Here is a 24,857-nt window from a genome sequence, read left to right as displayed (position 1 = left end):
CGCTCAGCGCTGGGTGGCGGGCAGGAAGCCCACCCTGTCGTAGGCCAGCGCCAGCGTCTCGGACGCCACGGCCCTGGCCTTCTCCGCGCCCTTGGCGAGGACGGCGTCCAGCGCCGCCGGGTCCGCCAGATACTCCTGCGTACGGGCCCGGAACGGGGCCACCCAGTCGCCGACGATCTCCGACAGCTCGGTCTTCAGCGCACCGTAGCCCTTGCCGTCGTACTTCTGCTCCAGTTCCGCGATTCCGGTTCCGGTGAGCGTGGAGTAGATCGTGAGGAGGTTGCTGATGCCCGGCTTCTTGTCCTCGTCGAAGCGGATCACCGTGTCCGTGTCGGTCACCGCGCTCTTGATCTTCTTCGCGGAGACCTTGGGCTCGTCCAGGAGGTTGATGATGCCCTTCGGCGTGGAGGCCGACTTGCTCATCTTGATCGCGGGGTCCTGGAGATCGTAGATCTTCGCCGTCTCCTTGAGGATGTACGGCTCCGGGACGGTGAACGTCGCGCCGTAGCGGCCGTTGAAGCGCAGCGCGAGATCGCGGGTCAGCTCGACGTGCTGGCGCTGGTCCTCGCCGACGGGGACCTGGTTGGCCTGGTAGAGCAGGATGTCCGCGATCTGGAGTACGGGGTAGGTGAAGAGACCGACCGACGTGCGGTCGGCGCCCTGCTTGGCGGACTTGTCCTTGAACTGCGTCATCCGCGACGCCTCGCCGAAGCCCGTCAGGCACTCCATGATCCAGCTCAGCTGGGTGTGCTCGGGGACGTGGCTCTGGACGAAGACGGTGCAGCGGTCCGGGTCGAGGCCCGAGGCCAGAAGCTGGGCCGCGGCGAGCCGGGTGTTGTCCCGCAGTTCCTGGGGGTCCTTGGGGATGGTGATCGCGTGCAGGTCGACGACCATGTAGAACGCGTCGTGAGTCTCCTGGAGCGCGGACCACTGGCGCACGGCGCCGAGGTAGTTGCCGAGGTGGAACGAGCCCGAGGTGGGCTGGATACCGGAGAGCACACGGGGACGGTCGTTGGCCATGCGCCCCATTCTCTCAGGTCCCCGGCCCTGACCGCGCACGCCCTTCCCGTGAGCTGAGGCACCGTCCCCCTCGTCATCCGGAGGGCTGTCTTCCCCTGACCTAGGGCGCCGTGTTTCTTCGCAAAGCGGGCGGCGAACGATAGAAAGAGGCACCGCACGACGGTTCCGACGGTTCCACGAGCGCGTTCCCGGGGCCGATCCCGGCACCCCCGGGCCCCCGGCCGGAAGAAACGGAGACCCCGTATGTCCACCTCGGAAGAGCTGATCGCCGCCTCCGAAGAGCGCAGCGCCCACAACTACCACCCCCTCCCCGTCGTCGTCGCGTCGGCGGAGGGCGCCTGGCTGACCGACGCCGAAGGAAACCGCTATCTCGACATGCTCGCCGGGTACTCGGCGCTCAACTTCGGCCACCGCAACCCGCGCCTGATCGCGGCGGCCAAGGCCCAGCTCGACCGCGTCACCCTCACCTCCCGCGCCTTCCACCACGACCGCTTCGCCGAGTTCTGCGAGGCGCTGGCCGAGCTGTGCGGCATGGACATGGTCCTGCCGATGAACACCGGCGCCGAGGCCGTGGAGACCGCCGTCAAAACGGCCCGCAAGTGGGGTTACCAGGTCAAGGGCGTGCCCCAGGGGCGGGCGCGGATCATCGTCGCGGACAACAACTTCCACGGCCGCACGACCACGATCGTCTCCTTCTCGACGGACGAAGAGGCACGCGCCGACTTCGGCCCCTACACCCCCGGCTTCGAGATCGTCCCCTACGGCGACCTCGCCGCGCTGGAGGCCGCGATCGACGAGGACCCGGACAGCACGGTGGCCGTGCTGCTGGAGCCCATCCAGGGCGAGGCGGGCGTGCTCGTGCCGCCGCCCGGCTATCTGGCGGGCGTGCGCGAGCTGACGCGCTCGCGGAACGTGCTGTTCATCGCCGACGAGATCCAGTCGGGGCTGGGCCGTACGGGGGCCACGTTCGCCTGCGAACACGAGGGCGTGGTCCCGGACATGTACGTCCTGGGGAAGGCGCTGGGCGGCGGCGTCGTGCCCGTGTCCGCCGTGGTCTCCTCGCGGGACGTGCTCGGGGTCTACCGGCCCGGCGAACACGGCTCGACGTTCGGCGGCAACCCGCTCGCCTGCGCGGTGGCGCTGGAGGTCATCGCGATGCTGCGTACCGGCGAGTTCCAGCAGCGCGCCCGCGAACTGGGCGACCATCTTCACCACGAGTTGGGGCTCCTGGCGGGTGCGGGTGCGGTGGAGGCCGTGCGCGGGCGGGGGCTGTGGGCGGGCGTCGACATCGACCCCGCGCACGGCACGGGGCGGGAGATCTCCGAGCGCCTGATGGCACGAGGCGTACTGGTCAAGGACACGCACGGCTCCACGATCCGCATCGCGCCGCCCCTGGTCATCGCGAAGGAGGACCTCGACTGGTCCCTCGACCAACTCCGCACAGTCCTGTCCCCCTGACGCTCCCTTCGCGGGGTGCGGAAGGAAACGGGGGGTTACCCCTTCACGGGGTGCCCGGCCTCACCGGGGGCGGGGGGCTGCGCTGTGGGGTTCGGCGTTTCGGGGTTCCCCTCCATGGGGGGTGTTGCGCGGGACGGTTGCCCCGTGCGGTGCGCACTGTAGGGCCCCGCGCTGATTTTCGCGCCGCGGCACGGGGGCGGTGCGCGTGTGGCGGGGCGCCGTGTTCGGGTGCGGGCCGGTGGCTACGGCGCGTCCTATGGACCGGTTGTTCGCGGCTGGCGCCGCGTGGTCCTTGGCTTGTGCCGGTGGCCGTGTGGGGTGCGTGGGTGGGGGGTGTCCGGTGCCGCGCCGGGTCGGCCAATCTCCACCCCCCTTCGCGGAGTGCGCCTACTCGGTTGCCCCTTGGGGGTTTCGTTCGCGTGCTGCGGGCCGGTGGGTGGGCACAACAAGGGTGGTGAGCCGCCGCCGTCGGCTTCCCCCGACAGGGGCGGAGCCCCTCCGGCACGGTGCCGGTCCACAGCATGGCAACAACCGAAGGGGGCACCGACCTGCTGTTGGCCACCGGGTGGGAGGGGACGTGGTGGGGTGTCCCCGCAGGACGAGCAAGTCACCGGCCGAGAGCTGTACACGAGACCTTCACGCCGAGGAGACACCCCACCGCGGCACCGACCCCCACCACCCAGCAACCCCACAACCACCGGCCCAAGCCAAGAACCACGCGGCGCCAGCCGCGAACAACCGGTCCATACGCCGCGCCGTAGCCACCGGCCCGCACCCGGCGACGAAACCCCAACGCGCACCCAGGGACGCCCCGCCGGGCGACGACGCCAAAACTGTTGTGGGCAATCGTCCCGCAAGGCGGGACGGGTGGGCACAACCCGTGCCACCGACCCGCCACACGCGAACGAACCCCCAAAGGGGCACCCACAACAGGCGCACCCCCACGAGAAACGGGCACCCCGTGTGACCATCACCCCGCACCCCGTGAAGCGGCACACCAGCGTCAAGGGGGAACCCTGCGTTTCAATCCGCCCCCTGCGAAAGGGCCCCGCACAACGCGTCCAGCGCCGCCGGGAAACCGTGTTCGGGCGGGGTCCCGTAGCCGACGACGAGGGCTTCGCGCTCGCCCTCACGTTCCGCCACCGCCTCCGGGTGGCGGAAGGCCCGCAACCCGTCCACGGCAAGCCCCCGGTGCGCGGCCTCAGCCACAAGCGCCGTCTCCCGCACCCCACCGGGCAGTTCGAGCACCGCGTGCAGCCCAGCGGCGATCCCCGTCGCCCGCACCCCTGGCGCCCGCCGGTCCAGCGCCTCGACCAGCCGGTCCCTGCGCCGCCGGTACCGCTGACGCATCGCCCGCACGTGCCGGTCGTACGCGCCGGACTCCAGGAAGTCGGCCAGTGTGAGCTGGTCGAGTGCGCCCGTCGTCCACTCGGCGGGTGTCTTCGCCGAGATCACGGCGTCGACGAGGTGTCCCGGCAGCACCGCCCAGGCCAGCCGGAGCGCCGGTGAGAGGGACTTGCTTGAGGTGCCGAAGTAGACGACGCGTTCCGGGTCGAGGGACTGGAGGGCTCCGACGGGCTGGCGGTCGTAGCGGAACTCGCCGTCGTAGTCGTCCTCCAGGACGAGCCCGCCCACGCGCCGCGCCCAGTCGACGACGGCGGCCCGCCTGCCGGGACGCAGCGGAACGCCCGTCGGGTACTGGTGCGCGGGGGTCAGCAGCGCGGCGCGTACGGAGGGGAGGCCGTCCAGGTCCTCGGTGCGCGCGCCGTCCGCGTCGACGGGCAGGGGGTGGGTGCGCACTCCGGCGGCGGCGAGCAGGTCGCGGTGGAAGAAGAGGCCGTACGACTCGACGGCGACCCGCGGCGGCAGCACCCGCGCGAGCACCGCGAGGCCCTGCACGAAGCCCGCGCACACGACGATCCGCTCGGGATCGGTGCGCACGCCGCGGGCGCGCGCCAGGTAGTCGGCGAGCGCCCGGCGCAGTTCGGGCCGCCCGCGCGGGTCGCCGTACCGTCCGAACGCCTCGGCCGGTGCCGCCGTCAGCGCGCGCCGTGCCGAGGTGAGCCACGCGGAGCGGGGGAACGCCGAGACGTCGGGCGAGCCGGTGCGGAGGTCGTGCGCGGGCGGGTGAGTGAGGGCCAGCGGGGAGAAGCCCGGTGCCGGAGTGCCGGGGAGGGTGCCGGGGAAGGCGGCCCGCACGGCGCGGGCGCCCTGACGGGGTGAGGCGGCCGGGGGCAGCGGCTCGGCGCGGCGCGCGACGCGGGTGCCGGAGCCCTGGCGCGCGGTGAGCCAGCCCTCCGCGACAAGTTCCCCGTAGGCGTCCGCGACGGTGTTGCGGGCCAGGCCCACGTCCGCCGCGAGGGAGCGGGAGGCGGGCAGGCGGGTGCCGGGGGCGAGGCGTCCGCCGCGGATGGCCTCGCGCAGCGCGTGGGTGAGGGCGGCGCGGCGCCCGCCCGGGTGCGAGGCGAGGTCGAGGTGGAGGTCGACGCCCCCGATCCTGGTCTCATTGGCCCATGAATCCGGCATGGAAATGGACCATACTCCTGGGCCGATCCGACCGTAGAGTCGAGGCCATGACGACGACACACGCACACGGTCCCCGCATGAACCTCTGGAAGCACGCACCCGACGTCTACAAGGGCATGTCCGCCTTCCAGGCCGCCGCGACGGAGGGCCTCGACCCGGTCATCGGCGAGCTGGTCAAGATCCGCGCGTCGCAGCTCAACAAGTGCGCCTTCTGCCTCGACATGCACCTCACCGACGCGCGCAAGATGGGCGAGTCGCAACTGCGCCTCGACCTGATCGCCGCCTGGGAGGAGTCCCCGGGGCTCTTCACCGAGCGGGAGCAGGCAGCGCTGGCCCTGGCGGAGGCCATGACGGTGCTGACGGAGGGCTTCGTGCCCGACGAGGTCTTCGAGCGTGCCGCGCGGCACTTCGAGGAGGCCGAGCTGGCCAAGCTGATCGCCCAGATCGTGGCCATCAACGCCTGGAACCGCTTCCAGGTGACCACGCGCGCCGTCCCCGCCAGCCTCGCGAAGTGAGCGCGCCGGGGGCGGAAGCGGCGGCCGGGGCGGAGGCGACCGGGGCGGGGGCGACCGGGGTGGGGGCGTTCCGCGCCCTCCACCACGGCAGGGCACAGGGTTCGCCCCTGGTCATGCCGGGGCCCTGGGACGGGGGGAGCGCGAAGGAGTTCGCGCTCGCGGGCTTCGAGGCGCTGGCGACGCCGAGTCACGGGGTCGCGGCGTCGCTCGGGTACGAGGACGGGGCCACGCCGCCGGACGAGATGTTCGCCGCCGTGGCCCGGATCGTCCGAGCGGTGCGCACCCTGGAGCACCCGGTACCGGTCACCGCGGACATCGAGCGCGGATACGGGCTGCCGGTCGACGAGCTCGTCGACCGGCTGCTCGAAGCGGGCGCCGTCGGCTGCAACCTGGAGGACTCCGCACCAGCGGAGCCCGGGGGCGCGGCCCGGCTGGTCGAGCCGGAGCGCCAGGCGGACTGGCTCGCGTCCTTCCACGCCGCCGCCGACAGCCGGATCTTCCTCAACGCCCGCATCGACAGCTATCTGCGCGGCGCGGACGATCCGCTGTCCGACGCGCTGGAGCGGGGGCGCCTGTACGTGGCGGCCGGAGCCGAGAGCGTCTACCCCTTCGGGGCACCGGCACGGGACATCGGCGTCCTCGCCGGTGAACTGGGCGTCCCGGTGAACGCGTTCTGCGGCCCCGCCGACTCCGTGCGCGGCCTCGCCGAGGCGGGCGCCACCCGCATCACCTTCGGCGGCACCCTCGCGGCCCGCACCTTCACAACGGTCCGCGACCTGGCGACATCACTGCGCCCGGTCAACTGACCACTCCGGCAGGCGGGCAGCGGGCGGCGGGCGGCGGGCCGAAATCGGGTGTCTGACGGCCACGGTTCCGGCCCGCCGGGAGAGCAACAGCCCTGCGCCACCATAGAGTCGACGGCCATGGTGACTCATGACGGTGCGCGCCTCTCCCTTCGCGAACTCACCGTGGACGACGTGGACGCCGTCCTCGCGGTCTACGGCAGCTCCGAGGCGACCGAACACCTCTCCTTCTCGCCGCGCTCGCGTGACGAGGTGGGCAGGATCGTGGCGCGCGCCGTCGCGTCAGCCGTGGACGTTCCGCGTCAGGAGTACGCGCTCGCCGTGGTCGAACGGGACGGCGGCGAGTTGGTCGGCGTCGCCCGGCTGGCAATGGACCCACATCAGCAGAACGCGGCCACCATCGGCTTCGCACTCCGCCCTGACGCCTGGGGCGTCGGGTACGGGGTGGAGACCGTGCGTCTCCTGCTGGGGCTCGGGTTCGACGGGCTCGGCCTGCACCGGATCTGGGGCGCACGCTCACCGCTGAACACCGCCTCCGCGAGGACGATGACGACGGTGGGCATGCGGGAGGAGGGCCGCATTCGCGGTCACGTCTTCGTCGGCGGCCAGTGGCGGGACTCCATCGTGCACGCCATCCTCCGGGAGGAATGGTCCACGTAGACCGGGGCGATCCCCCGGCCACGACACCTCCACCGGCACCGACCCGCCCACCGCCGACGTGGCGATCGGGCCGGGCAGCCACGACCTCGGCATCGCGACCCACGTCGCCGGGCTGTACCGCTCCGCGTAGGAGTCCCTCATCCACGACAGCTTCACCGGCCGCCTCATCGCCCCCTGACCCACCAGAGCCGGGCGGGCGGACCGGGCGGCTGCCCCCTACCGCACGCTCTCGCGCGCCGCGCACACTGTGAAGCCGACGATCGGCGGCGACGGGAGTCGCGAGTGAGCGAGACGGATGTCCCCCTCCCTGGGGGCTGACGCGCATGAGGGCGTACCCGGAGGCGGCTGTCCTGCCGGTGGCCGAGGCCGTGCTGGCCCCGGTGACGCAGACGGGGCGGTGGACCGGTCCGGACGGGCTCGACGTGGCCGTGGCGGGGAAGCACAAGCGGTCGGAGACGAACCACGAAACCCAGACCCGGACCAGCCTGGACGGCAACCCGGACCAGGGCAGCGACCAGGAAGGCGACGCTGATTGAGTCCGGGCGCGCCCGTTCTGGTCGTCTCCCGGCTCGATGACGTGACGGCCGACGTGGTGACCGGGGAGCTGAACCGCCGACGGGTCCCTGTCGTGCGTCTGGACCCCGGCGACTTCCCTGCGGCCGTCACCGTCGCCGCACGCCTGGACAGCACCGGCCTGCGCGGAAGCGCGCGGACGCTCACCCGCCTGGTCGGACTCGACCATGTGCGCTCGGTCTACTGGCGACGGCCACGCCCCTACGTCGCTCCGTCGAAGCTCGAGGAGCGGGAGGGCGAGGGCCAGGCGGCCCGGTGGTGCAGGGAAGAGGCCCACTACGGTCTCGGCGGAATCCTGGCGGCACTGCCCGGCGCCCACTACGTGAACCACCCGTGGCGGAACCGGAACGCCGAGTACAAGCCCGTCCAGTTGGCCACCGCCGCCCACTGCGGCTTCGACATCCCGCCGACGCTGCTCACGAACGACCCCCGCGAAACCGCGTCGTTCGTACGCGAGCAGGGCCCCGTGGTCTACAAGCCGCTGCGGAACACGGACTACCGGGGTGCCGAAGGCGAGGCGTTGACGGTGTGGGTCGAGGAGGTCGACGCCGCCGGCCTGGACGTCGGTGTCGCCCGGACCATGCACCTCTTCCAGCGGCGCGTGGCGTCGGTGGCCGATCTGCGGGTGACGGTGGTGGGAGGTGAACTGTTCACGGTCCGGATCGAGGGCTCACCCGGCCTCGACTGGCGTCGGCACTACGACGCCCTGTCGTACTCGCTCATCGACACCCCGCCGCGGCTGGCGAGGAGTGTCCACGCGTACATGGAGACCTTCGGTCTCGTCTTCGGCGCCTTCGACTTCGGCGTCGGCCAGGACGGCCGCACCTGGCTGTACGAGTGCAACCCGAACGGGCAGTTCGCCTGGTTTCCGGAACCGATCACCGGCAGGATCGTCTCCGCCCTGGCCGATCAGTTGGAGCACGCAGGAGCGCACCGTGCCCCCTGACCCCGCCGCGCCGCGCCGTGCTCTGGCCGAGGAGGTCGCCTCAGCGGTGCCGACGCTCGCCCCCGAATGGCGCGAGGCCGTCATGGCCGTACCGCGCGAGGCGTTTCTCGGTACCGCCGTCTTCCGGCCTGTCGGCGGTCGGTGGGAGCCCGTGCACCGCGTGGGTGTCGGGGAGGCGGAGTGGACGCGTATGGCCCACTCCGACCGGACCTGGGTGACTCAGGTCGACGGCCTGGACGCGGCCGACGCCGTGGGCCCGGTCGACGGCAGCCCCACCTCGTCCGCCACACTCCCCTCCCTCGTCGTGCGCACGGCGCAGGTGGCAGGGCTGCGCGAGGGAGACAAAGTCCTCGAAGTGGGCACCGGGACCGGATACTCCACCGCGCTCCTGTGCCACCGTCTGGGCGCGGGGAACGTCGTCAGCATCGAGTACGACACCGGCCTGGCGGCAAGCGCGGCCGCCCGTCTCGCCGGGACGGGGTACACGCCGACGCTCGCCGTCGGAGACGGCCTGCAAGGGTGCAAGGAGCACGCCGACTACGACGCGATCGTCGCCACCTGCTCGGTGCGCTCCCTCCCGCCCTCATGGTTCTGGCAGCTCGACGACGGCGGATCGATCACCACCACCATCAGCGGATGGATGCTCACCGCGGGCCTGATCCGTCTCACGCTCGACGGCGAGGGAACGGCACACGGCCGCTTCACCGACGACACCATCACGTACATGCTCGCCCGCCCGCACGAGCGCCCGCCCCACCCGGTCTTCTTCCGGCAGGACGGCGAGACACGCGCCGCCCGCCTGCCCCCTGACCTGCTGGATCAGTGGGCCGGTCGCTTCGTGGCCCAGCTCGCCGCGCCCTCCGCCGAGCTGATGACCACCGGCAGCGGCATCGTCCTGCGCGACGTGGCAACCGGATCGCAGGCATGGACCGAGGCCGACGGCCAGGGGGTCACCGTTCATCAGCACGGTCCGCTGCGTCTCTGGGACCAGGTGGAAGCGGCACTGGAAGTCTGGCGGGGGGCCGGAGCGCCGGGCCTGGGCGAGTTCGGCATGACGGCGACCCCGTGGACCCAGACAGTGTGGATCGGCACTCCGGAGGGGCCGAGCTGGCCGCTGCCGGCTTGACACCCGCCGCCCTCACCACGCCGAGCCCCTCTCCCGCACGCCGGGGCACCCCCGCAAAGGGGTGCCCGGTGCCCCGTGGACGGTTACGGGAGCCACTTCTCCCATGTGGACTTGTTCGCCTTGACCCATTTCTCGGCCGCCGCCTCCGCCGACATCCCGTCTCCGGCGATCCACTGCGCCACCTGATTCTGCTGCTCCGTCGACCACTTGAATTTCTTCAGGAACTCGGCCGCGTCCCCGCCTTTCTCCGCGAACTCCTTGTTCATGAACTTCTTCAGCGGCGTGTTGGGATACGCGCACTTCGTCTTCTCCACCGGCTTGTCGCACCCCTCCTTGTACGCCGGGAGCTTGACCTCGACGAGGTCGAGTTCGCTGTTGAGCCACTGCGGGGTCCACCAGTAGCTGATGAAGGGCTTCTTCGCTTTGAAGTTCTTCTTCATCTCGGTGATCTGTGCGGCCTCGCTTCCCGCGTACACCGGTTTGAAGTCGAGACCGAGGTTGTCAATGATGTATTTGTCGTTCGTCGTGTAGGACGGCGAACCTTCCAGGAGCTGGCCCTTGTCGCCGCTTTCCGTCGTCCGGAAATCCTTGGCGTATTTGTCGAGGTTCTTCCAGTCCAGGACGTCGGGGTGCGCGTCGGCGAAGTACTTGGGCACGTACCAGCCGATGTGGCCCGTCACCCCGAGGTCGCCGCCGTCCACGACGGTCTTCTTCTGGTCGATGTACTGCTTCTCCTTCTTGGGGACGCCCCGCCAGTCCTCCAGGATCGCGTCGGCCTTGCCCCTGCCGATCGCGTCCCAGGCGACGGGCTCGTCCATCTGCTGGGCCTTGACCTTGTAGTCCAGCTCCTCTTCGAGGAGGTACTTCGCGACGGCGACGTTCGCCTCCGCGCCCACCCACGAGGGGACCAGCAGGGTGACGTTCTTGTCGCCCGCGCCCTTGTCGGTCTCCGCGGCTCCGCAGCCCGCGGCGACCGCCGTCAGACCGAGGACGCCGACGCCCGCGATGAGGGATCCGCGTATCCGCTTGCCGTTGCGCACGCTTCTGCTCATGGTGTGCTCCGCCTTCTTCAGTTGAGTTGAGGAGATGACATGAGAGGAGATGACATGAGGGGTGCGATGAGGGGGCGCCGCTCAGCCGTCGCGCCCGCGCCGTTCGCCCGTCGGCTGTGTGACGCGGTCCAGCACGAGCCCGAGCAGCACGATCGCGGCGCCCGCCGTGAGGCCGATGCCCAGTTCGCTCTTCTGGAGGCCGTAGACCACGTCGTAGCCCAGCGCTCCCCCGCCCACCAGCCCGCCGATGACGACCATCGCGAGGACCAGCACCACGCCCTGGTTGACCGCCAGCAGCAGCGCGGGCCTGGCCAGCGGGAGCTGGACCTGGCGGAGTTGCTGGAGGCCGCTGGCGCCGAGGGAGCGGGACGCCTCCAGTACGGCGGGGTCGACGCCCTTGACGCCCTGTGCGGTGATGCGGACGACGGCGGGCAGCGCGTACAGCAGCGCCGCCGTGATCGCCGCCGCGCGGCCGACGCCCGCGAGGGCGACCACGGGGATGAGGTAGATGAACTGCGGGAGTGTCTGGAGCACGTCGAGCACGGGCCGTATCGCCCGCTCCACGCGTGCCACCCGCGCCGCGACGATGCCGATCGCGAAGCCGAGCAGCAGGGTGAGGACGAGTCCGGCGAGCACCTGCGCGAGGGTGTCCAGCGAGGTCTCCCAGACGCCCGTCACACCGATGGCGGCGAGGGCGAGCGTCCCGGTCAGTGAGGTGCGCCAGGTGCCGACGAGCAGCGCCAGCGCGGCGACGACGAGGAGCAGCAGCCACCACGGCGTGCCCTGGAGCAGGTCGCGCAGCGGATTGAGCACCCACAGCGTGAACTTGGTGGCCCACACCTGGGTGCCGCCGACGACGGGGACGCCCTCGGCGAAGTGGTCCGTGAACCAGTTGACGGCGGTGTTGGCGGGCCTGGAGACGGCGACGGTCCAGCCGTCGGGCCACTCCTCCCCCGCGGCCCTGCCGGCGAAGGAGGCGGCGGCCATGGCGGCGGCGACGCAGGCCAGTGCCCGCCGGCCCCGCAGGCCCGCGACGGGGCCCGCGCCGCGCCCCGGCGCGCCCGTCTCCTCCTCCAGGCGTTCGCCGGCGGCGGCTGTCGTGCGGTCCAGCCACACGGCGAGCAGCACGATCGCGGTTCCGGCGGCCAGCGCCTCGCCGATGTTGACCTTGGACAGGGCGCGGAAGACCTCGTCGCCGAGGCCGCCCGCGCCGATGACGGAGGCGATGGTGACCATGGACAGCGCCATCATGATCGTCTGGTTGAGGCCGAGCAGCATCTCCTTGCGGGCCAGCGGGAGCCGGGCCGTGCGCAGTTGCTGCCAGGCGGTGGCGCCGAGGGAGGCGGACGCCTCCAGCGCGGCCGGGTCGGCGCCGCGCAGCCCGAGCGCGGTGAGGCGGGCCATGGGCGGGGCCGCGTAGATGACCGTCGCGAACAGCGCGGAGGGCACGCCGATGTCGAAGAGGAGGACGAACGGCAGCAGATACGCGAAAGCGGGCATGACCTGCATCGTGTCGAAGACGGGCCGCAGCGCCTTGTCGCACAGGTCGGAGAGCCCGGCGGCCAGGCCGAGCAGCAGTCCGACGACGGCCGAGACGGCGACCGCGACGGCCATCAGCGCCACCGTCTCCATCGTCGCCTCCCACACGTCGAGCAGCCCGCAGACCACGAGCGCGGCCAGTGAGGTGCCGACGACGCGCGCGGCGCGGCGGTCGAGCCGTAGGCCCGCCGCGTACCAGGCGAGGACGGCGACGGCCAGGAGCACCCCGAGCCAGCCCATGGCGTCGAGGAGCCCGGTGACGCCGTCGACGGAGGACTCGGCGGTGTTGCTGAGGTGGAGGAGGAAGTAGAGGAAGACGGGGTTGGTGTCGCGGTTGTCGATGACCCACTGGTTGGCGTCGTCCAGCGGGCCCTTGACGTCGGCGCTCAGCGCGCCCGGCCAGGCGCCGCTGCCCCACAGCGCGGCGGCCATGGGCACGAGGACGACGGCGAGCGCGAGCAGCGCGAGCAGCTTGCGTGCCGCCGCGCCGCCGGGGACGGCCGCCAGGGCGGCGGAGCGCCGTCTTCGCCATCCGCGCCGGGCGCCCTCGCCGGGGGCCTCGCCGGGCTCCGGGCCGGTGCCGGGTGCGCGGCCGGGGCCCGGGTCCGGGTCCGGGCCCGCGTCGGGACCCGTGACGGTGTCGGCGCTCACGCCGCCTCCCCCTCCTCCTCGCCGAGGCCCGCGACGACGCCGAGGAGCCCGCGTGCGTCGACGATGCCGAGCAGCTCGCCGTCCCGCACGACGCGCGCGGGCGCGCCGCTGCGGGCCACGGCCTCGATGGCGTCGGCGACGAGGGTGTCGGGGCCGAGGGTGATCCCGTCGGTGCCCTGGGCCGGCGCCGCCGCCTCGTGCGCGTCGGCGGGGCGCATGGCGCGGCGTACGGAGATGACCTGTTCGCGGGGTACGTCGCGGGTGAAGTCGCGGACGTAGTCGTCGGCGGGCGCGGCGACGATCTCCTCGGGGGTGCCGCACTGCACGATCTCCCCGTCCCGCATCAGCGCGATCCGGTTGCCCAGGCGCAGGGCCTCGGAGAGGTCGTGGGTGATGAAGACCATCGTGCGGCCCTCCCTCCGGTGGAGCCGGATGACCTCCTCCTGCATGTCCCTCCTGATGAGGGGGTCGAGCGCGCTGAACGGCTCGTCGAAAAGCAGTACCTCGGGGTCGACGGCGAGCGCACGCGCGAGCCCGACACGCTGCTGCTGCCCGCCGGACAGTTGACGTGGGCGGCGCTCCCCCAGCCCTTCGAGGCCGACCTTCTCCACCATCTCGGCGGCCTTCTCGCGGCGCTCGGCGCGGCCCATGCCCTGTATCTCCAGGCCGTAGGCGACGTTGTCGAGGACGGTGCGGTGCGGCAGCAGTCCGAAGTTCTGGAACACCATGGCCGTGCGGTGCCGCCGCAGCTCCCGCAGCCGTGCCCTGTCCATGGCGAGCACGTCCTCGCCGTCGATCACCACCCGGCCCGCGGTGGGTTCGATGAGCCGGGTCAGGCAGCGCACGAGCGTGGACTTGCCGGACCCGGAGAGGCCCATGACGACGAAGACCTCGCCCTCGCGCACGTCGAAGGAGACGCCGCGCACCGCGGCGGTGCAGCCGGTGCGGGCGCGCAGGTCGGTGGCGGAGAGGCCCGCGAGGTCCTTGTCGCCGGGGACGGCCGCGGCCTTGGGGCCGAAGACCTTCCACAGATCGCTTGCCGAGAGAACCGCGCCGGATACTTCGTTGGTCATCTGGCGACACCCCCAGGTGTCTCAGGGACAGAGGAGAAGTACATCCGCCGTGACCACGGGCTTCCCCAAGTCTGCGGCGATGACGGTCAGTTCAGCAGCGGAGGCATCCGTTCGGCAGATGCGTGCCCTCGGGTGGTGGCGTGGGCGCCTCCCGCATGGACAAGCTGATACCCGCTTCGCGGTGAAACCCGTCCTTCGGCCAGATTGCGAAATGTTCAAGACGCGTTTCGCCCCCGCTTCCCTGGACGCACGAAGGCCCGCGTGATCCCCCCGAGGGGTCACGCGGGCCTCGCGCCGCACTGCCGGACTACCGGCGGGCGGTTACTTCTTCGGCATCCACTTCTTCCAGATGTGGGGGTTCTCCTCGACCCACTTGGCGGCGGCCTCGTCGGTGTCCATCTTGCGGATGGTCATGTCCTCGACGACCTTGGTCTGCTGCTTCGTCGACCACTTGAAGTTCTTCAGGAACTCCGCCGCGTCCCCGCCGTTCTCGGAGAAGTCCTTGTTGAAGAACTTCGCCAGCGGCGTGTACGGGTAGGCGCACTTGACCTCCGACGCGACCGCGTCGCAGCCCTTCTTGTACTTCGGCAGCTTGACCTCGGTCAGGTCCAGCTTCGAGTTCAGCCACTGGGGGGTCCACCAGTAGGTGATGAAGGGCTTCTTCGCCTTGTACTTCTTCTGCATCTCCTTGATCTGCGCGGCCTCACTGCCCGCGTAGACCGTCTTGAAGTCGAGACCCAGGTTCTTGATGATCGCGTCGTCGTACGTGCTGTACGAGGGCGAGCCCTCCAGGAGCTGGCCCTTGTCCCCGCTCTCGGGCGTCTTGAAGTCGTCCTTGAGCTTGTTCAGACCCTTCCAGGTCTTCACCTCGGGGTGCTTCTCCGCGTAGTACGTCGGCACGAACCAGCCGATGTGGCCGGTGACGCCGAGTTCACCCTCGTAGGTGACGGTCTTCTTCTCCTCGACGTACTTCTTCTCCTTCTTGGGGACGCCGCGCCAGTCCTCCAGCAGCGCGTCGGCCTTGCCGGAGTTGAGCGCGTCGAAGGCGACCGGCTCGTCCATCTGGGTGGCCTTGACGCGGTAGCCCAGCTCCTTCTCCAGGATCTGCTTGGCCACCGCCGTGTTCGCCTCCGCGCCCGCCCAGGAGGCGGTGGGGAGCGTGACGGTCTTGTCGCTGCCGCTGTAGTACGGGTCGGCCTTGCCGCAGGCGCCGAGCGCCGCCGTCAGGGCCAGCGCCCCGGCGCCCGCGATCAGGGCGCGGCGCCCGCGGCGGCCGGTGAGCCGCCTCCCGTACCGCTTCTCGTCCGTCGGATCGTTCGTCGGTTCCGTCGCTTTGGTGTGCATGGCTGTTCCTTCGTCGTCGGGGTCCACGGGGCTGGCGTTCCCGTGCCCCTAACGGCCTTCCTTGCGCGAACCGGCGGACTGGGTGATCCGGTCGAGCATCAGGCCCAGGCAGACGATCGCGACACCGGCGGTGAGGCCGACGCCGAGGTCGCTCTTCTGGAGGCCGTAGACCACGTCGTAGCCCAGCGCGCCACCGCCCACGAGACCGCCGATGACGACGATCGCGAGGACCAGCACGACGCCCTGGTTGACCGCCAGCAGCAGCGAACGGCGGGCCAGCGGAAGCTGGACCTGGCGCAGTTGCTGGAACGTCGACGAGCCGAGCGAGCGCGACGCCTCCATCGCGGCCGGGTCCACGCCGCGCAGGCCCTGCGCGGTGATGCGGACGACGGCGGGCAGCGCGTAGATCACGGCGGCGAGGATCGCGGCCGTGCGGCCGACGCCGACGAGCGCGACGACCGGCACGAGGTAGACGAACTGCGGCATGGTCTGCATGACGTCCAGGACCGGCCGGATGGCGCGCATGAAGCGGTCCATGCGCGCGGCCAGCACCCCGATGACGACGCCGACGATCAGCGTCAGCACCAGCGAGACCAGCACCTGCGCGAGGGTGTCCATGGACTTGGTCCACAGGTCCATCGCACCGATGACGGCCATCGACAGGATGCCGGTGAGCGCCGCCCGCCAGGACCCGGCCAGCCAGGCCAGCGCGGCGACGAGCAGCAGCACCGCCCACCACGGGGTGGCCTGGAGGCCGTCCCGCAGCGGGTTGAGCACCCAGTTGGTGAGGTTGACGGCCCACACGTCCGTGCCGCCGACGACGGGCACCCCGGAGCCGATCCGGTCGGTCACCCAGGTGATGCCCTCGGTGATCGGCGCGGAGACGCGCACGGTCCACGCGTCCGGCCAGTGGCGTTCCCCGGCGAGCGGGCCGAAGGCGTAGCCGATGAGGAAGAGGACCACGAGCCCGGCCCAGGAGGGCCAGCCGCGCAGCCTGGTGAGCACGCGCCCGAAGGCACTGGTCTCCTCGCCGCGCACGGGCCCGGCCGGGTTCTCGATCTGCTCACCGGCCGCCGCCGTGACCCGGTCCAGCCAGACCGCGATCAGCACGATGGCGACGCCCGCGATCAGCGACATGCCGACGTTGTCCTTGGCCAGGCCCTGGTAGACCTTGTCGCCGAGGCCGCCAGCGCCGATGACCGAGGCGATGGTGACCATCGACAGGGCCAGCATGATCGTCTGGTTGAGGCCGAGCAGCATCTCCTTGCGGGCCAGCGGGAAGCGCGCGGTGCGCAGCCGCTGCCAGGGCGTCGCGCCGAGCGACGCTGACGCCTCCAGCGCGGCCGGGTCGGCGCCGCGCAGGCCGAGCGAGGTGAGGCGGGCCATGGGCGGGGCCGCGTAGATGACCGTCGCGACGAGCGCGGCGGGCGCGCCGATGCCGAACAGCAGCACCAGCGGCAGCAGGTACGCGAACGCGGGCATGACCTGCATCGTGTCGAACACCGGGCGCATGATGCGGTCGCCGCGCTCGGAGAGCCCGGCGATCAGGCCGAGCAGCACGCCCAGCACGGCGGCGACGAACACGGCGGCGACCATCAGCGCGATGGTCTCCAGCATGTAGTCCCACAGGCCGAGCACGCCGGGCACCGCGAAGCACAGCACCGTGACCAGGGCGAGCTTCAGCGAGCGGCGGCGCAGCCCGGCGCCCGCGACGTACCAGGAGAGCAGCGCCGCGATGACGGTGACGCCGATCCAGCCGATCTGGGACAGCACGAGGTAGGTGCTGTCGACGGTGCCCTCGGCCCAGTTGCTGATGTGCAGCAGGAAGTAGAGGAAGAGCCAGCTTCGGTCACGGTTGTCGGTGAGCCAGTTGCTGATGTCGTCGAGCGGGGACTTCACGTCGACGGTGAGTCCGCTCGGCCAGGCGCCGTTGCTGGTGACGGCGGCGCTGACCACGACGACCAGCAGCACCAGCAGGAAGACCGGCAGCTTGCCTCGGGAGAGCGCGGCGCGCAGTCCGCCGGGCGCCTCGTCCTGGCCGTCCGTGGCCGCGGGCGCCTTCGCGGCGGGCGCGCTCGCGGGCTCCTTGGTCTTCTTGGTCTTCTCGGGGGCTGCCGTACTCATACGGGGGCCACCTCTTCCTCCTCCGGCTTCTCCCGCTTCGCGCCGGCGGCGGCGTCCTTGCTGTCGAGGCCCGCGACGACGGAGAGCAGCGCGTGCTCGTCGACGATGCCGAGGGTGCGGCCGTCCTTGACGACGCGGGCGTGCTCACCGCTGCGTGCGACGGCCTCCACGGCGTCGGCGACGACGGTGTCGGGGGCGAGCGAGACGCCGGTACGGGCCTCGTCGGACTCGGCGGGGCGCATGGCGCGGCCGACGGATATGACCTGCTCGCGGGGGACGTCGCGGACGAAGTCGCGCACGTAGTCGTCGGCGGGGGACGCGACGATCTCCTCGGGGGTGCCGCACTGCACGATCTCGCCGCCGCGCATCAGCGCGATGCGGTCACCCAGGCGCAGGGCCTCGGAGAGGTCGTGGGTGATGAAGACCATGGTGCGGCCCTCTTCGCTGTGCAGGCGGATGACCTCCTCCTGCATGTCGCGGCGGATCAGCGGGTCCAGGGCGCTGAACGGCTCGTCGAAGAGGAGCACCTCGGGGTCGACGGCCAGGGCGCGGGCGAGGCCGACGCGCTGCTGCTGGCCGCCGGAGAGCTGGCCGGGGCGGCGGTGGCCGAGGCCCTGGAGGCCGACCTTCTCGATCATCTCGGCGGCCTTCTCGCGGCGTTCGGCGCGGCCGAGGCCCTGTATCTCCAGGCCGTAGGCGACGTTGTCGAGGACGGTGCGGTGCGGCAGGAGTCCGAAGTTCTGGAAGACCATGGCGGCGCGGCGGCGGCGCAGCTCGCGCAGGCGCTTCCTGTCCATGCCGATCACGTCCTCACCGTCGATCTCCAGTTGCCCGGAGGTCGGCTCGATGAGGCGGGTCAGGCAGCGCACGAGCGTGGACTTGCCGGACCCCGAGAGGCCCATGACGACGAAGACCTCGCCCTTGCGGACGTCGAAGGAGACGTCGCGTACGGCGGCGGTGTTGCCGGTGCGCTTGAACAGGTCCGGGCCCGAGAGCTTGGTCAGCTCCGGGTCGGCGGGGACCTTGTGGGCCTTGGGGCCGAAGACCTTCCACAGATTGCGGACGGAGAACACCGGGGTGGTCTCGGCTGTTTCCTTCGCCTCGGACGTTGCCTCGGACATCACGCAACACCTCCCGGTGCCGTAGTCGAATCAAGTCGGATGAGATCGACCGCCTTCTCGCCGACCATCAGCACCCCGATCATCGGGTTGACGGCGGGCATGGTCGGGAAGACGGAGGCGTCCACGATGCGGATGCCTGCCATGCCGCGCACGCGCAGCTCGGGGTCGACGACGGCGAGCGCGTCGTCGGCCGCGCCCATCCGGCAGGTGCCGGCGGGGTGGTAGACGGTGTGGGCGACCTTGCGTGCGTACTCGCTGATGTCCTCGTCCGAGGTGACCTCGGGGCCAGGGGCCACCTCGCGCTTGAGCCACTTCGCGAAGGGCTCCGACCGCGCGATACGGCGGGCGATCTTGATGCCGTCGACGAGGGTCCTGCCGTCGTAGTCGTCCTCGTCCTCGAAGTACCGGAAGTCGAGCGCGGGCTTGACCTCGGGGTCGGAGGAGGTGAGGTAGAGACGTCCGCGGCTGCGGGACTTGGGGATGTTCGGGGTCATCGACACGCCGTGCTCGGGCCGCTGGTAGCCCAGTCGCTCGGGGTTGTCGGTGAAGGGGATCTGGTAGAAGTGGAACATCAGGTCGGGGCCCTTGTGCGACGGGTCCCGCTTGACGAAGAGGCCCGCGTCGGAGTCCATCGCGGAGTTGCCCGGGATCGGCCCGTTGGTCTCCCAGACGATGACCGACTCGGGGTGGTCGATCAGGTTCTCGCCGACGCCCGGCAGGTCGTGGACGGCGGGGATGCCCAGCGCCTCCAGGTCCTTCCTCGGGCCGATGCCCGAGTGCATCAGCAGCCTCGGGGTGTCCACGGCGCCCGCGCACACCAGCACCTCGCGCCCCGCCGAGATCAGCCGCTCCTCGCCGTCCTTCGCGCGGACGTGGACGCCGGTGGCCGTCTTGCCGTCGGCGCCGCCCAGCTCCAGCTTGAACGCCCAGGTCTCCAGGAAGATGTCCAGGTTGGGGCGGTCACCGGCCTCCATGTGGGGGTGGAGGTAGGCGACGGAAGCGGAGGAGCGCTTGTTGTTCTCCGGGTGGTAGGAGAGGTCGAAGAAGCCGACGCCCTCCTCGAAGGGCTCGTCGTTGAAGCCGACGACCTCGGGGACGCCGATGGCGTCCTTCGTGGCCTTGATCCAGTCCGAGGCGATCTCGTTCTGGTCCTTCTTCGCGACGCGCACGATGTTGTTGCGCAGCTTCCCGAAGTACGGCTCCATCGCGGCGGCGCCCCAGCCGGCGGCCCCGTTCTCCTCCCACTCGTCCCAGTCGGAGGGGAGCGGCTTGAAGGAGATCAGGGTGTTGTGGGACGAGCAGCCGCCCAGCACTTTGGCGCGGCTGTGCAGGATGTGGGAGTTGCCGCGTGGCTGCTCGGTCGTGGGGTACTCGTAGTCGAGCTCGCCGCCGAGGAGACCGAGCCAGCGGCGCAGGGTGAGCACCTCGGGACGGTCGATGTCGGAGGGGCCGCCCTCGATGAGGGCGACGCGGATGCCGGGGTCCTCCGTGAGGCGGGAGGCGATCACCGAACCGGCCGTACCACCGCCGACGATGACGTAGTCGTAGCTGGACATAGGGGGCTTGCTCCTTGGTGTGCTCAAGCGTTCGCGGAACCGCGAGGGGGTCGGGGACAGGGCGGGTGCGGGTGCGGGGTGCGAACGCTCGTCAGCCGGCGAACCAGCGGACAGGTGCGGGGCTGAGGTTCTCGTACACGTGCTTGGTCTCGCAGTACTCGGCCAGGCCATGCGGGCCCAGCTCGCGGCCGACGCCCGACTTGCCGAAGCCGCCCCACTCGGCCTGCGGCAGGTAGGGGTGGAAGTCGTTGATCCAGATCGTGCCGTGGCGCAGCCGGGCCGCGACGCGGCGGGCGCGCGCGGTGTCCGAGGAGAAGACGGCGCCCGCGAGGCCGTACTCCGTGTCGTTGGCCAGCGCGACGGCCTCGTCCTCGGTACGGAAGGTCTCCACCGTGAGGATCGGGCCGAAGGTCTCCTCACGGATGACCTTCATGCCTCGGTGGCAGTTGTCGAGGACCGTCGGGGAGTAGAAGTAGCCGTCGGCGGGCCTGACCTCGGACGGCTCGGGCCGCTCGCCGCCGCAGCGCAGCACGGCGCCCTCGTCCAGCGCGGAGGCCACGTACATCTCGGTCTTGGCGAGCTGCTGCGCGGAGACGAGGGGACCGCACTCGACGCCCTCCTCGGTACCGCGGCCGAGGCGGATCTTCCGGGCCCGCGAGGACAGCTCCGCGACGAAGCGCTCGCGCACCGACTCCTCGACGATCAGGCGCGATCCGGCGGAGCAGACCTGGCCGCTGTGGATGAAGGCGGCGTTCAGCGCCTGGTCGACGGCGGTGTCGAAGCCCTCTTCCGTGGCGCACGCGTCGGCGAAGACGACGTTGGGGTTCTTGCCGCCCAGCTCCAGGGCCACCTTCTTGGCGCTCGCGATGGCCGCCTGGCCGACCTTGGTACCGGAGACGAGGCCGCCGGTGAAGGAGACCAGGTCCACGTCGGGGTGGGTGCCGAAGCGGGCGCCGACGGGGTCCCCGGCGCCGGTGACGATGTTGGCGACGCCCGCGGGGGCACCGGCCTCGATCACCAGCTTGACCAGGTGGATGGTGGAGAGCGGGGTGACCTCGCTGGGCTTGATCACGAAGGTGTTGCCAGCGGCGAGGGCCGGGGCGACCTTCCAGCTCGCCTGGAGGAGGGGGTAGTTCCAGGGCGTGATCATCGCGCAGACGCCGACGGGCTCGTGCACGACGACGCTGTGCACGTCCGCGGAGCCCGCGTCCACGACCCGGCCGCCCGACTCGTTCATGACGAGGTCGGCGAAGTAGCGGAACGCGTTGGTCACGTCGTCCACGTCGACCCGGCCCTCTTCGAGGGTCTTGCCGGTGTCGCGGGACTCGGTGAGGGCGATCTCCTCGCGGTCACGCTGGAGGTAGTCGGCGACCCTGCGCAGCAGCGCGGCGCGCTCGGCGGTGGGGGTGTGCGGCCACTCCCCCTCGTCGAAGGCGCGACGGGCCGCGCTGATCGCCGCGTCGGTGTCCTCCGTGCCGCCCTCGGCGACGACGGCGAGAGTGGTCGCGTCCGCGGGGTCCAGGATCTCCCGCGTTCCCCCGGCCGCGGCGGTCTGCCACTGGCCGTCTACATGGATGCTCTCGATTACGGACACCTTGGGTACTGCCTCTCATTACCGAAATGTTCCTCGCCATACGTCGGGGCGTATGGCCAAATGCGAACCCTGCCCCCTCCCTCCGGTTGCATGTCAGTGAAGAGCAAATAAGTAATCTTCCTCACCGCCGAAGTGCGGGAGGGCGAGGCCGTACGTACGGTATACGGGTGAATGTCCCGATTCCAGGGATGCCGCCGAGGCGCGAGTGGCGCGCCAGGCCGGAGGTGGTTCGAGCGATGCGGAAGTCACGCGGAGCGTATGGAACCCGACCCAATGCCCCTCCCGAGCACCGAACCGACCCATCCCGGACCCGCACGGGCCTGCGAAACGGAGCCTGCGGCGCGGCTGCCGTGGGGCTGGCGGCCGGGCTGATCGCGTCCCCGGCGTCCCCGGCGTCCGCTGCGGGCCCAGCCGCGCCGCAGGGCTCGGCGCTGGACGGCCTTTCCGGCCAGGAGATCGCCGAGCGGGCACAGGGCCAGCTCCAGTCGATGTCCTCACTGCACCTGAAGCTGAGGTCGAGCGGCTTCTCCCTCAGCCTCTCCCTGGACGAGCGGGGCAACTGCGCGGGCACGGCCTCCATGGGCTCCCAGGGCAAGCTGAAGATGGTCAAGCGCGGTGACACGGTGTGGCTGAAGCCCAACGCCGCGTTCTGGAAGAGCCAGGTCGGCGGCGCGCGCGGCCAGGCGATCGACGACGTCGTGGACGGCCGCTACATCAAGGGGAAGTCCAGCGACACCCTCATGGAGGGCATGTCCTCGACGTGCGACCTCAAGGCTTTCCGTGCCAGCACGGGCGTGACCGGGGGCGACCCCACGAACTGGAAGCGGGCCGCCACCGGCGGGGGCGGAGGCGAGGGCGGCGGGGGCGGCGGCGAGCGTGCGGACACCAAGGGCACGACGGAGTACAAGGGCAGGCCCGCCGTCCGCATCACCAGCACCCAGGGTGAGGCCACGCTCACGATGCTGGTGTCGGCGAAGGGCAAGCCGTATCCGCTGGCGCTCAGCAGCGCGACGTCCGAGGGCAAGGACGTGCTCGGCCTGAGCGGCTTCGACAAGCCGGTGCCGAAGAAGACGCCCTCGGCGGACGACACGATCAGCGTGAAGGAGCTGACCCGGAAGCTGGAGTCGGAACAGGGCGGCCAGGAGGGCGGCCAGCCGGACCGCCAGGACGTGTGACGGGGGGCGCCCCACGCGTGACCGGCCCCGTCGCCCCTGGGTGGCGGGGCCGGTAGCGCACGGGCAACGGGACTACCCAAGTGACGCCCGGTGACTCATGCTTGTCTTTCATCGCACGACGTCCTGGGGGATGGACAACGGCATGGGACGTGGCACAGGCCCGGCGCGCGGACCGGCCGCCGGAGCAGCGCGGCGCGTGACCGGCGGAAGAGGCACGGGAGGGAGCACGGGAGGGCCCGTAACCGGCCGGGGGGAAGGGTTCCAGGGGCTCCAGGGGTTCCAGTGGGGCACGGCCCTGCTGCTGTACCTCGCCATGATGGTCCTGTGGGCCGCGCTGCTGGTCCTCGTGCTGTGGGCCGGGTGGAAGTCGACGGAGATGCGCGCGGCCCTCGTCCCCGCGGGCGCGGCCCTCATCGCCGTGTTCGTCTCGCTCGTCGGCGCCGGTCGCACCTCCTCGTCGCTGACGGAGTTCGTGGTGGCGGGCGCCGCGGCCACGCTGACGCTGTTCCTGGTGCTCAGGGTGATCACCGCGCAGGACGCGGGGCGGCCGGACGACGTCACGGCGCTGACGAAGATCTCCGGCGGCGCCTCGATGACCGAGGGCAGCACGGCCGAGGTCGCCGTCGACGCGCGTGACGCGCACGGCACGCTGGAGCTGACCCTCGCCGTGGGGGACGTCGAGGAGGCGTCAGGATCCCCCTGCGTGCCGCTCAGCTCGCTGCACTTCTCGGGCCCCGATCTCGACGGCAGCAGGACCGTGACAGCGCGCGAGGAGACCTCGGTGACCCTGCCCCTGAAGTCCGCCGAGGCCAGAGTGCGGCTCGACGTCACCCTCACCACGGAAGAGGGCTGCGCCCTCTCCCTCACCAAGAAGAAGACAGTTCTGCGCGACTGACCCGGGCCTCCGGCAGCCTCCGCCAGGAGCGGCCGGCGGCCGGACGGCCGAACGATAAGGGGGAACCATGCACGTATCCGTATGGCGCGGCCTGTCGCGCCTCGGAGCCGGCGCGCTCGCCCTCTCCCTCGTCCCCGCGTGCGGCGCCGGGGACGGAGGAGAGGACGGGAAGCGGCCGGACGCCGGGGCCGGGGCCGGCACGTCCTCCGCCGCCGCGTCCGCACCGTCGCCCTCGCCGGGCGACGACCTGCTCTCCGGCAAGGTCCGCATCGCCGTGAAGTACAACCAGCCGGGCTTCAACGTCCAGAAGGGCGTCCCCTACTACGGCTTCGAGAACGAGCTGGTGGAGTTCCTGGAGAAGGAACTGAAGCTCGACGCCATCCCCGTACGCATAGATTCCGAGAGCCGCGAGGGCTATCTGACGGGCGAGGACCGCACGGCCGACCTGGTCGTCGCCACGTACTCCATCACCTCCCGGCGCGAGAAGAAGGTGGACTTCGCGGGCCCCTACCTCAAGACGCACCAGGGGCTGATGGTCCGCAAGGGCTACCCGGGCATCAAGAGCGTCAAGGACACCGCGGGGAAGCGGATCTGCACGGTGACCGGCTCCACCTCCGACCCCGGCGCCGAGGACGAGGGCCCGCTCGCGGACGCCATCGTCGAGACCCGGGCGACATACCAGGAGTGCATCAACCAGCTCAAACAGGGCGACTTCGAGGCCGTGCACACGGACAAGGCGATCCTCTACGGCTTCGTGGAGGAGGACAAGGAAGGGGAACTCGAAGTCCTGGAGCGCTCCGACGAGTCCTTCAACGTGGGTGATCTCCAGCTCTACGGCGTCGGCCTGCCCGAAGGGCATCCGGCGGCCTGCGCGCGGGTGGCGGAGGCGCTGAAGAAGTTCAACGAGGAGGAGTGGCTGACGAAGTTCTCCCTCCACTTCCCCAAGCTGCGCGCCCAGGGCAACGCCGAGGACACCTACAAGCCCCCCTCGGGCGCCGTCGTCGACGAATACTCCTGCGACAAGGACTGAGCGCGACCGCCAGGAGCGGGGGCGAGGGCTCCGGCCCGTGACCCACGCGGTCCCGCGCCGACCGTGCGGTCGGCGC

General features: G+C 71.2%; 20 protein-coding genes. 10 read left to right on the top strand and 10 right to left on the bottom strand.

Annotated features, from left to right (window positions below; genetic code table 11):
* Positions 1-3: 3 nt before the first annotated feature.
* Positions 4-1,020, bottom strand: coding sequence for a tryptophan--tRNA ligase (gene trpS, locus ACWGJ2_RS36470; protein WP_453350668.1), 1,017 nt, complete (start codon positions 1,018-1,020; stop codon positions 4-6).
* 243 nt (positions 1,021-1,263) lie between these two features.
* Between trpS and rocD the strand changes: the two genes are divergently transcribed.
* Positions 1,264-2,478, top strand: coding sequence for an ornithine--oxo-acid transaminase (gene rocD, locus ACWGJ2_RS36465; protein WP_453350667.1), 1,215 nt, complete (start codon positions 1,264-1,266; stop codon positions 2,476-2,478).
* Positions 2,479-3,501: 1,023 nt separating this feature from the next.
* Here the strand turns inward: rocD and pdxR are convergent.
* Positions 3,502-5,004: a MocR-like pyridoxine biosynthesis transcription factor PdxR gene (gene pdxR, locus ACWGJ2_RS36460; RefSeq protein ID WP_453350666.1), complete on the bottom strand. Its 1,503-nt coding sequence runs from the start codon at positions 5,002-5,004 to the stop codon at positions 3,502-3,504.
* A gap of 47 nt (positions 5,005-5,051) precedes the next feature.
* Here pdxR and ACWGJ2_RS36455 point away from each other — a divergent pair, with 47 nt between their 5' ends.
* From ACWGJ2_RS36455 to tgmC, 6 genes are all read left to right on the top strand, one after another.
* The gene (locus ACWGJ2_RS36455) at positions 5,052-5,519 is read left to right on the top strand and encodes a carboxymuconolactone decarboxylase family protein (protein WP_453350665.1); all 468 of its coding nucleotides are present in this window, start codon (positions 5,052-5,054) and stop codon (positions 5,517-5,519) included.
* Positions 5,516-6,325 carry an isocitrate lyase/PEP mutase family protein gene (locus tag ACWGJ2_RS36450; protein WP_453350664.1) on the top strand — a complete coding sequence of 270 codons (810 nt, stop codon included), beginning with the start codon at positions 5,516-5,518 and terminating at the stop codon, positions 6,323-6,325. Before ACWGJ2_RS36455 ends, ACWGJ2_RS36450 begins: the two co-directional genes overlap by 4 nt.
* Before the next feature lie 117 nt (positions 6,326-6,442).
* A complete protein-coding gene (locus ACWGJ2_RS36445) occupies positions 6,443-6,982 on the top strand; it encodes a GNAT family N-acetyltransferase (RefSeq protein ID WP_453350663.1) in 540 nt (179 codons plus the stop codon).
* A gap of 323 nt (positions 6,983-7,305) precedes the next feature.
* On the top strand, positions 7,306-7,518 hold the full coding sequence (locus tag ACWGJ2_RS36440) for a putative ATP-grasp-modified RiPP (protein ID WP_453350662.1): 213 nt from the start codon (positions 7,306-7,308) through the stop codon (positions 7,516-7,518).
* On the top strand, positions 7,515-8,501 hold the full coding sequence (gene tgmB / locus ACWGJ2_RS36435) for an ATP-grasp ribosomal peptide maturase (RefSeq protein WP_453350661.1): 987 nt from the start codon (positions 7,515-7,517) through the stop codon (positions 8,499-8,501). Before ACWGJ2_RS36440 ends, tgmB begins: the two co-directional genes overlap by 4 nt.
* The gene (gene tgmC / locus ACWGJ2_RS36430; protein ID WP_453350660.1) at positions 8,491-9,627 is read left to right on the top strand and encodes an ATP-grasp peptide maturase system methyltransferase; all 1,137 of its coding nucleotides are present in this window, start codon (positions 8,491-8,493) and stop codon (positions 9,625-9,627) included. Before tgmB ends, tgmC begins: the two co-directional genes overlap by 11 nt.
* Positions 9,628-9,710: 83 nt before the next feature.
* Here tgmC and ACWGJ2_RS36425 read toward each other — a convergent pair whose 3' ends face one another.
* The 8 genes from ACWGJ2_RS36425 to ACWGJ2_RS36390 all read right to left on the bottom strand — a co-directional run bounded on the left by ACWGJ2_RS36425 (position 9,711) and on the right by ACWGJ2_RS36390 (position 21,681).
* Positions 9,711-10,679 (bottom strand): ABC transporter substrate-binding protein, encoded by a 969-nt coding sequence (locus ACWGJ2_RS36425; protein ID WP_453350659.1) that lies wholly within the window; start codon positions 10,677-10,679, stop codon positions 9,711-9,713.
* 81 nt (positions 10,680-10,760) lie between these two features.
* Entirely contained in the window at positions 10,761-12,725 is a 1,965-nt protein-coding gene (locus ACWGJ2_RS36420; protein ID WP_453350674.1) for an ABC transporter permease, read from the bottom strand.
* Between the two features lie 140 nt (positions 12,726-12,865).
* Positions 12,866-13,942, bottom strand: coding sequence for a quaternary amine ABC transporter ATP-binding protein (locus tag ACWGJ2_RS36415; RefSeq protein WP_453350658.1), 1,077 nt, complete (start codon positions 13,940-13,942; stop codon positions 12,866-12,868).
* A gap of 321 nt (positions 13,943-14,263) precedes the next feature.
* On the bottom strand, positions 14,264-15,286 hold the full coding sequence (locus ACWGJ2_RS36410; protein WP_453350657.1) for an ABC transporter substrate-binding protein: 1,023 nt from the start codon (positions 15,284-15,286) through the stop codon (positions 14,264-14,266).
* Between the two features lie 48 nt (positions 15,287-15,334).
* Complete coding sequence (locus ACWGJ2_RS36405) at positions 15,335-17,410, bottom strand: ABC transporter permease (RefSeq protein WP_453350656.1); 2,076 nt, start codon at positions 17,408-17,410, stop codon at positions 15,335-15,337.
* Positions 17,407-18,531 (bottom strand): quaternary amine ABC transporter ATP-binding protein, encoded by a 1,125-nt coding sequence (locus tag ACWGJ2_RS36400; RefSeq protein WP_453350655.1) that lies wholly within the window; start codon positions 18,529-18,531, stop codon positions 17,407-17,409. The genes ACWGJ2_RS36405 and ACWGJ2_RS36400 overlap by 4 nt, the downstream gene beginning before the upstream one ends.
* The gene (locus tag ACWGJ2_RS36395; protein ID WP_453350654.1) at positions 18,531-20,087 is read right to left on the bottom strand and encodes a GMC family oxidoreductase; all 1,557 of its coding nucleotides are present in this window, start codon (positions 20,085-20,087) and stop codon (positions 18,531-18,533) included. Before ACWGJ2_RS36395 ends, ACWGJ2_RS36400 begins: the two co-directional genes overlap by 1 nt.
* A 91-nt stretch (positions 20,088-20,178) precedes the next feature.
* Positions 20,179-21,681 carry an aldehyde dehydrogenase family protein gene (locus ACWGJ2_RS36390; protein WP_453350653.1) on the bottom strand — a complete coding sequence of 501 codons (1,503 nt, stop codon included), beginning with the start codon at positions 21,679-21,681 and terminating at the stop codon, positions 20,179-20,181.
* 350 nt (positions 21,682-22,031) lie between these two features.
* Between ACWGJ2_RS36390 and ACWGJ2_RS36385 the strand changes: the two genes are divergently transcribed.
* From ACWGJ2_RS36385 to ACWGJ2_RS36375, 3 genes are all read left to right on the top strand, one after another.
* Complete coding sequence (locus ACWGJ2_RS36385) at positions 22,032-22,856, top strand: hypothetical protein (protein WP_453350652.1); 825 nt, start codon at positions 22,032-22,034, stop codon at positions 22,854-22,856.
* A gap of 196 nt (positions 22,857-23,052) precedes the next feature.
* A complete protein-coding gene (locus ACWGJ2_RS36380; protein ID WP_453350651.1) occupies positions 23,053-23,751 on the top strand; it encodes a hypothetical protein in 699 nt (232 codons plus the stop codon).
* Positions 23,752-23,818: 67 nt separating this feature from the next.
* Positions 23,819-24,781, top strand: a complete 963-nt coding sequence (locus tag ACWGJ2_RS36375; RefSeq protein WP_453350650.1) for a transporter substrate-binding domain-containing protein — start codon at positions 23,819-23,821, stop codon at positions 24,779-24,781.
* The last annotated feature ends 76 nt before the right edge of the window (positions 24,782-24,857 follow it).

This window comes from Streptomyces sp. NPDC054796 (assembly GCF_053611545.1).
The sequence above is the reverse complement of the archived record's forward strand: the minus strand, read 5'-3'. Positions and strand labels throughout refer to the sequence as shown.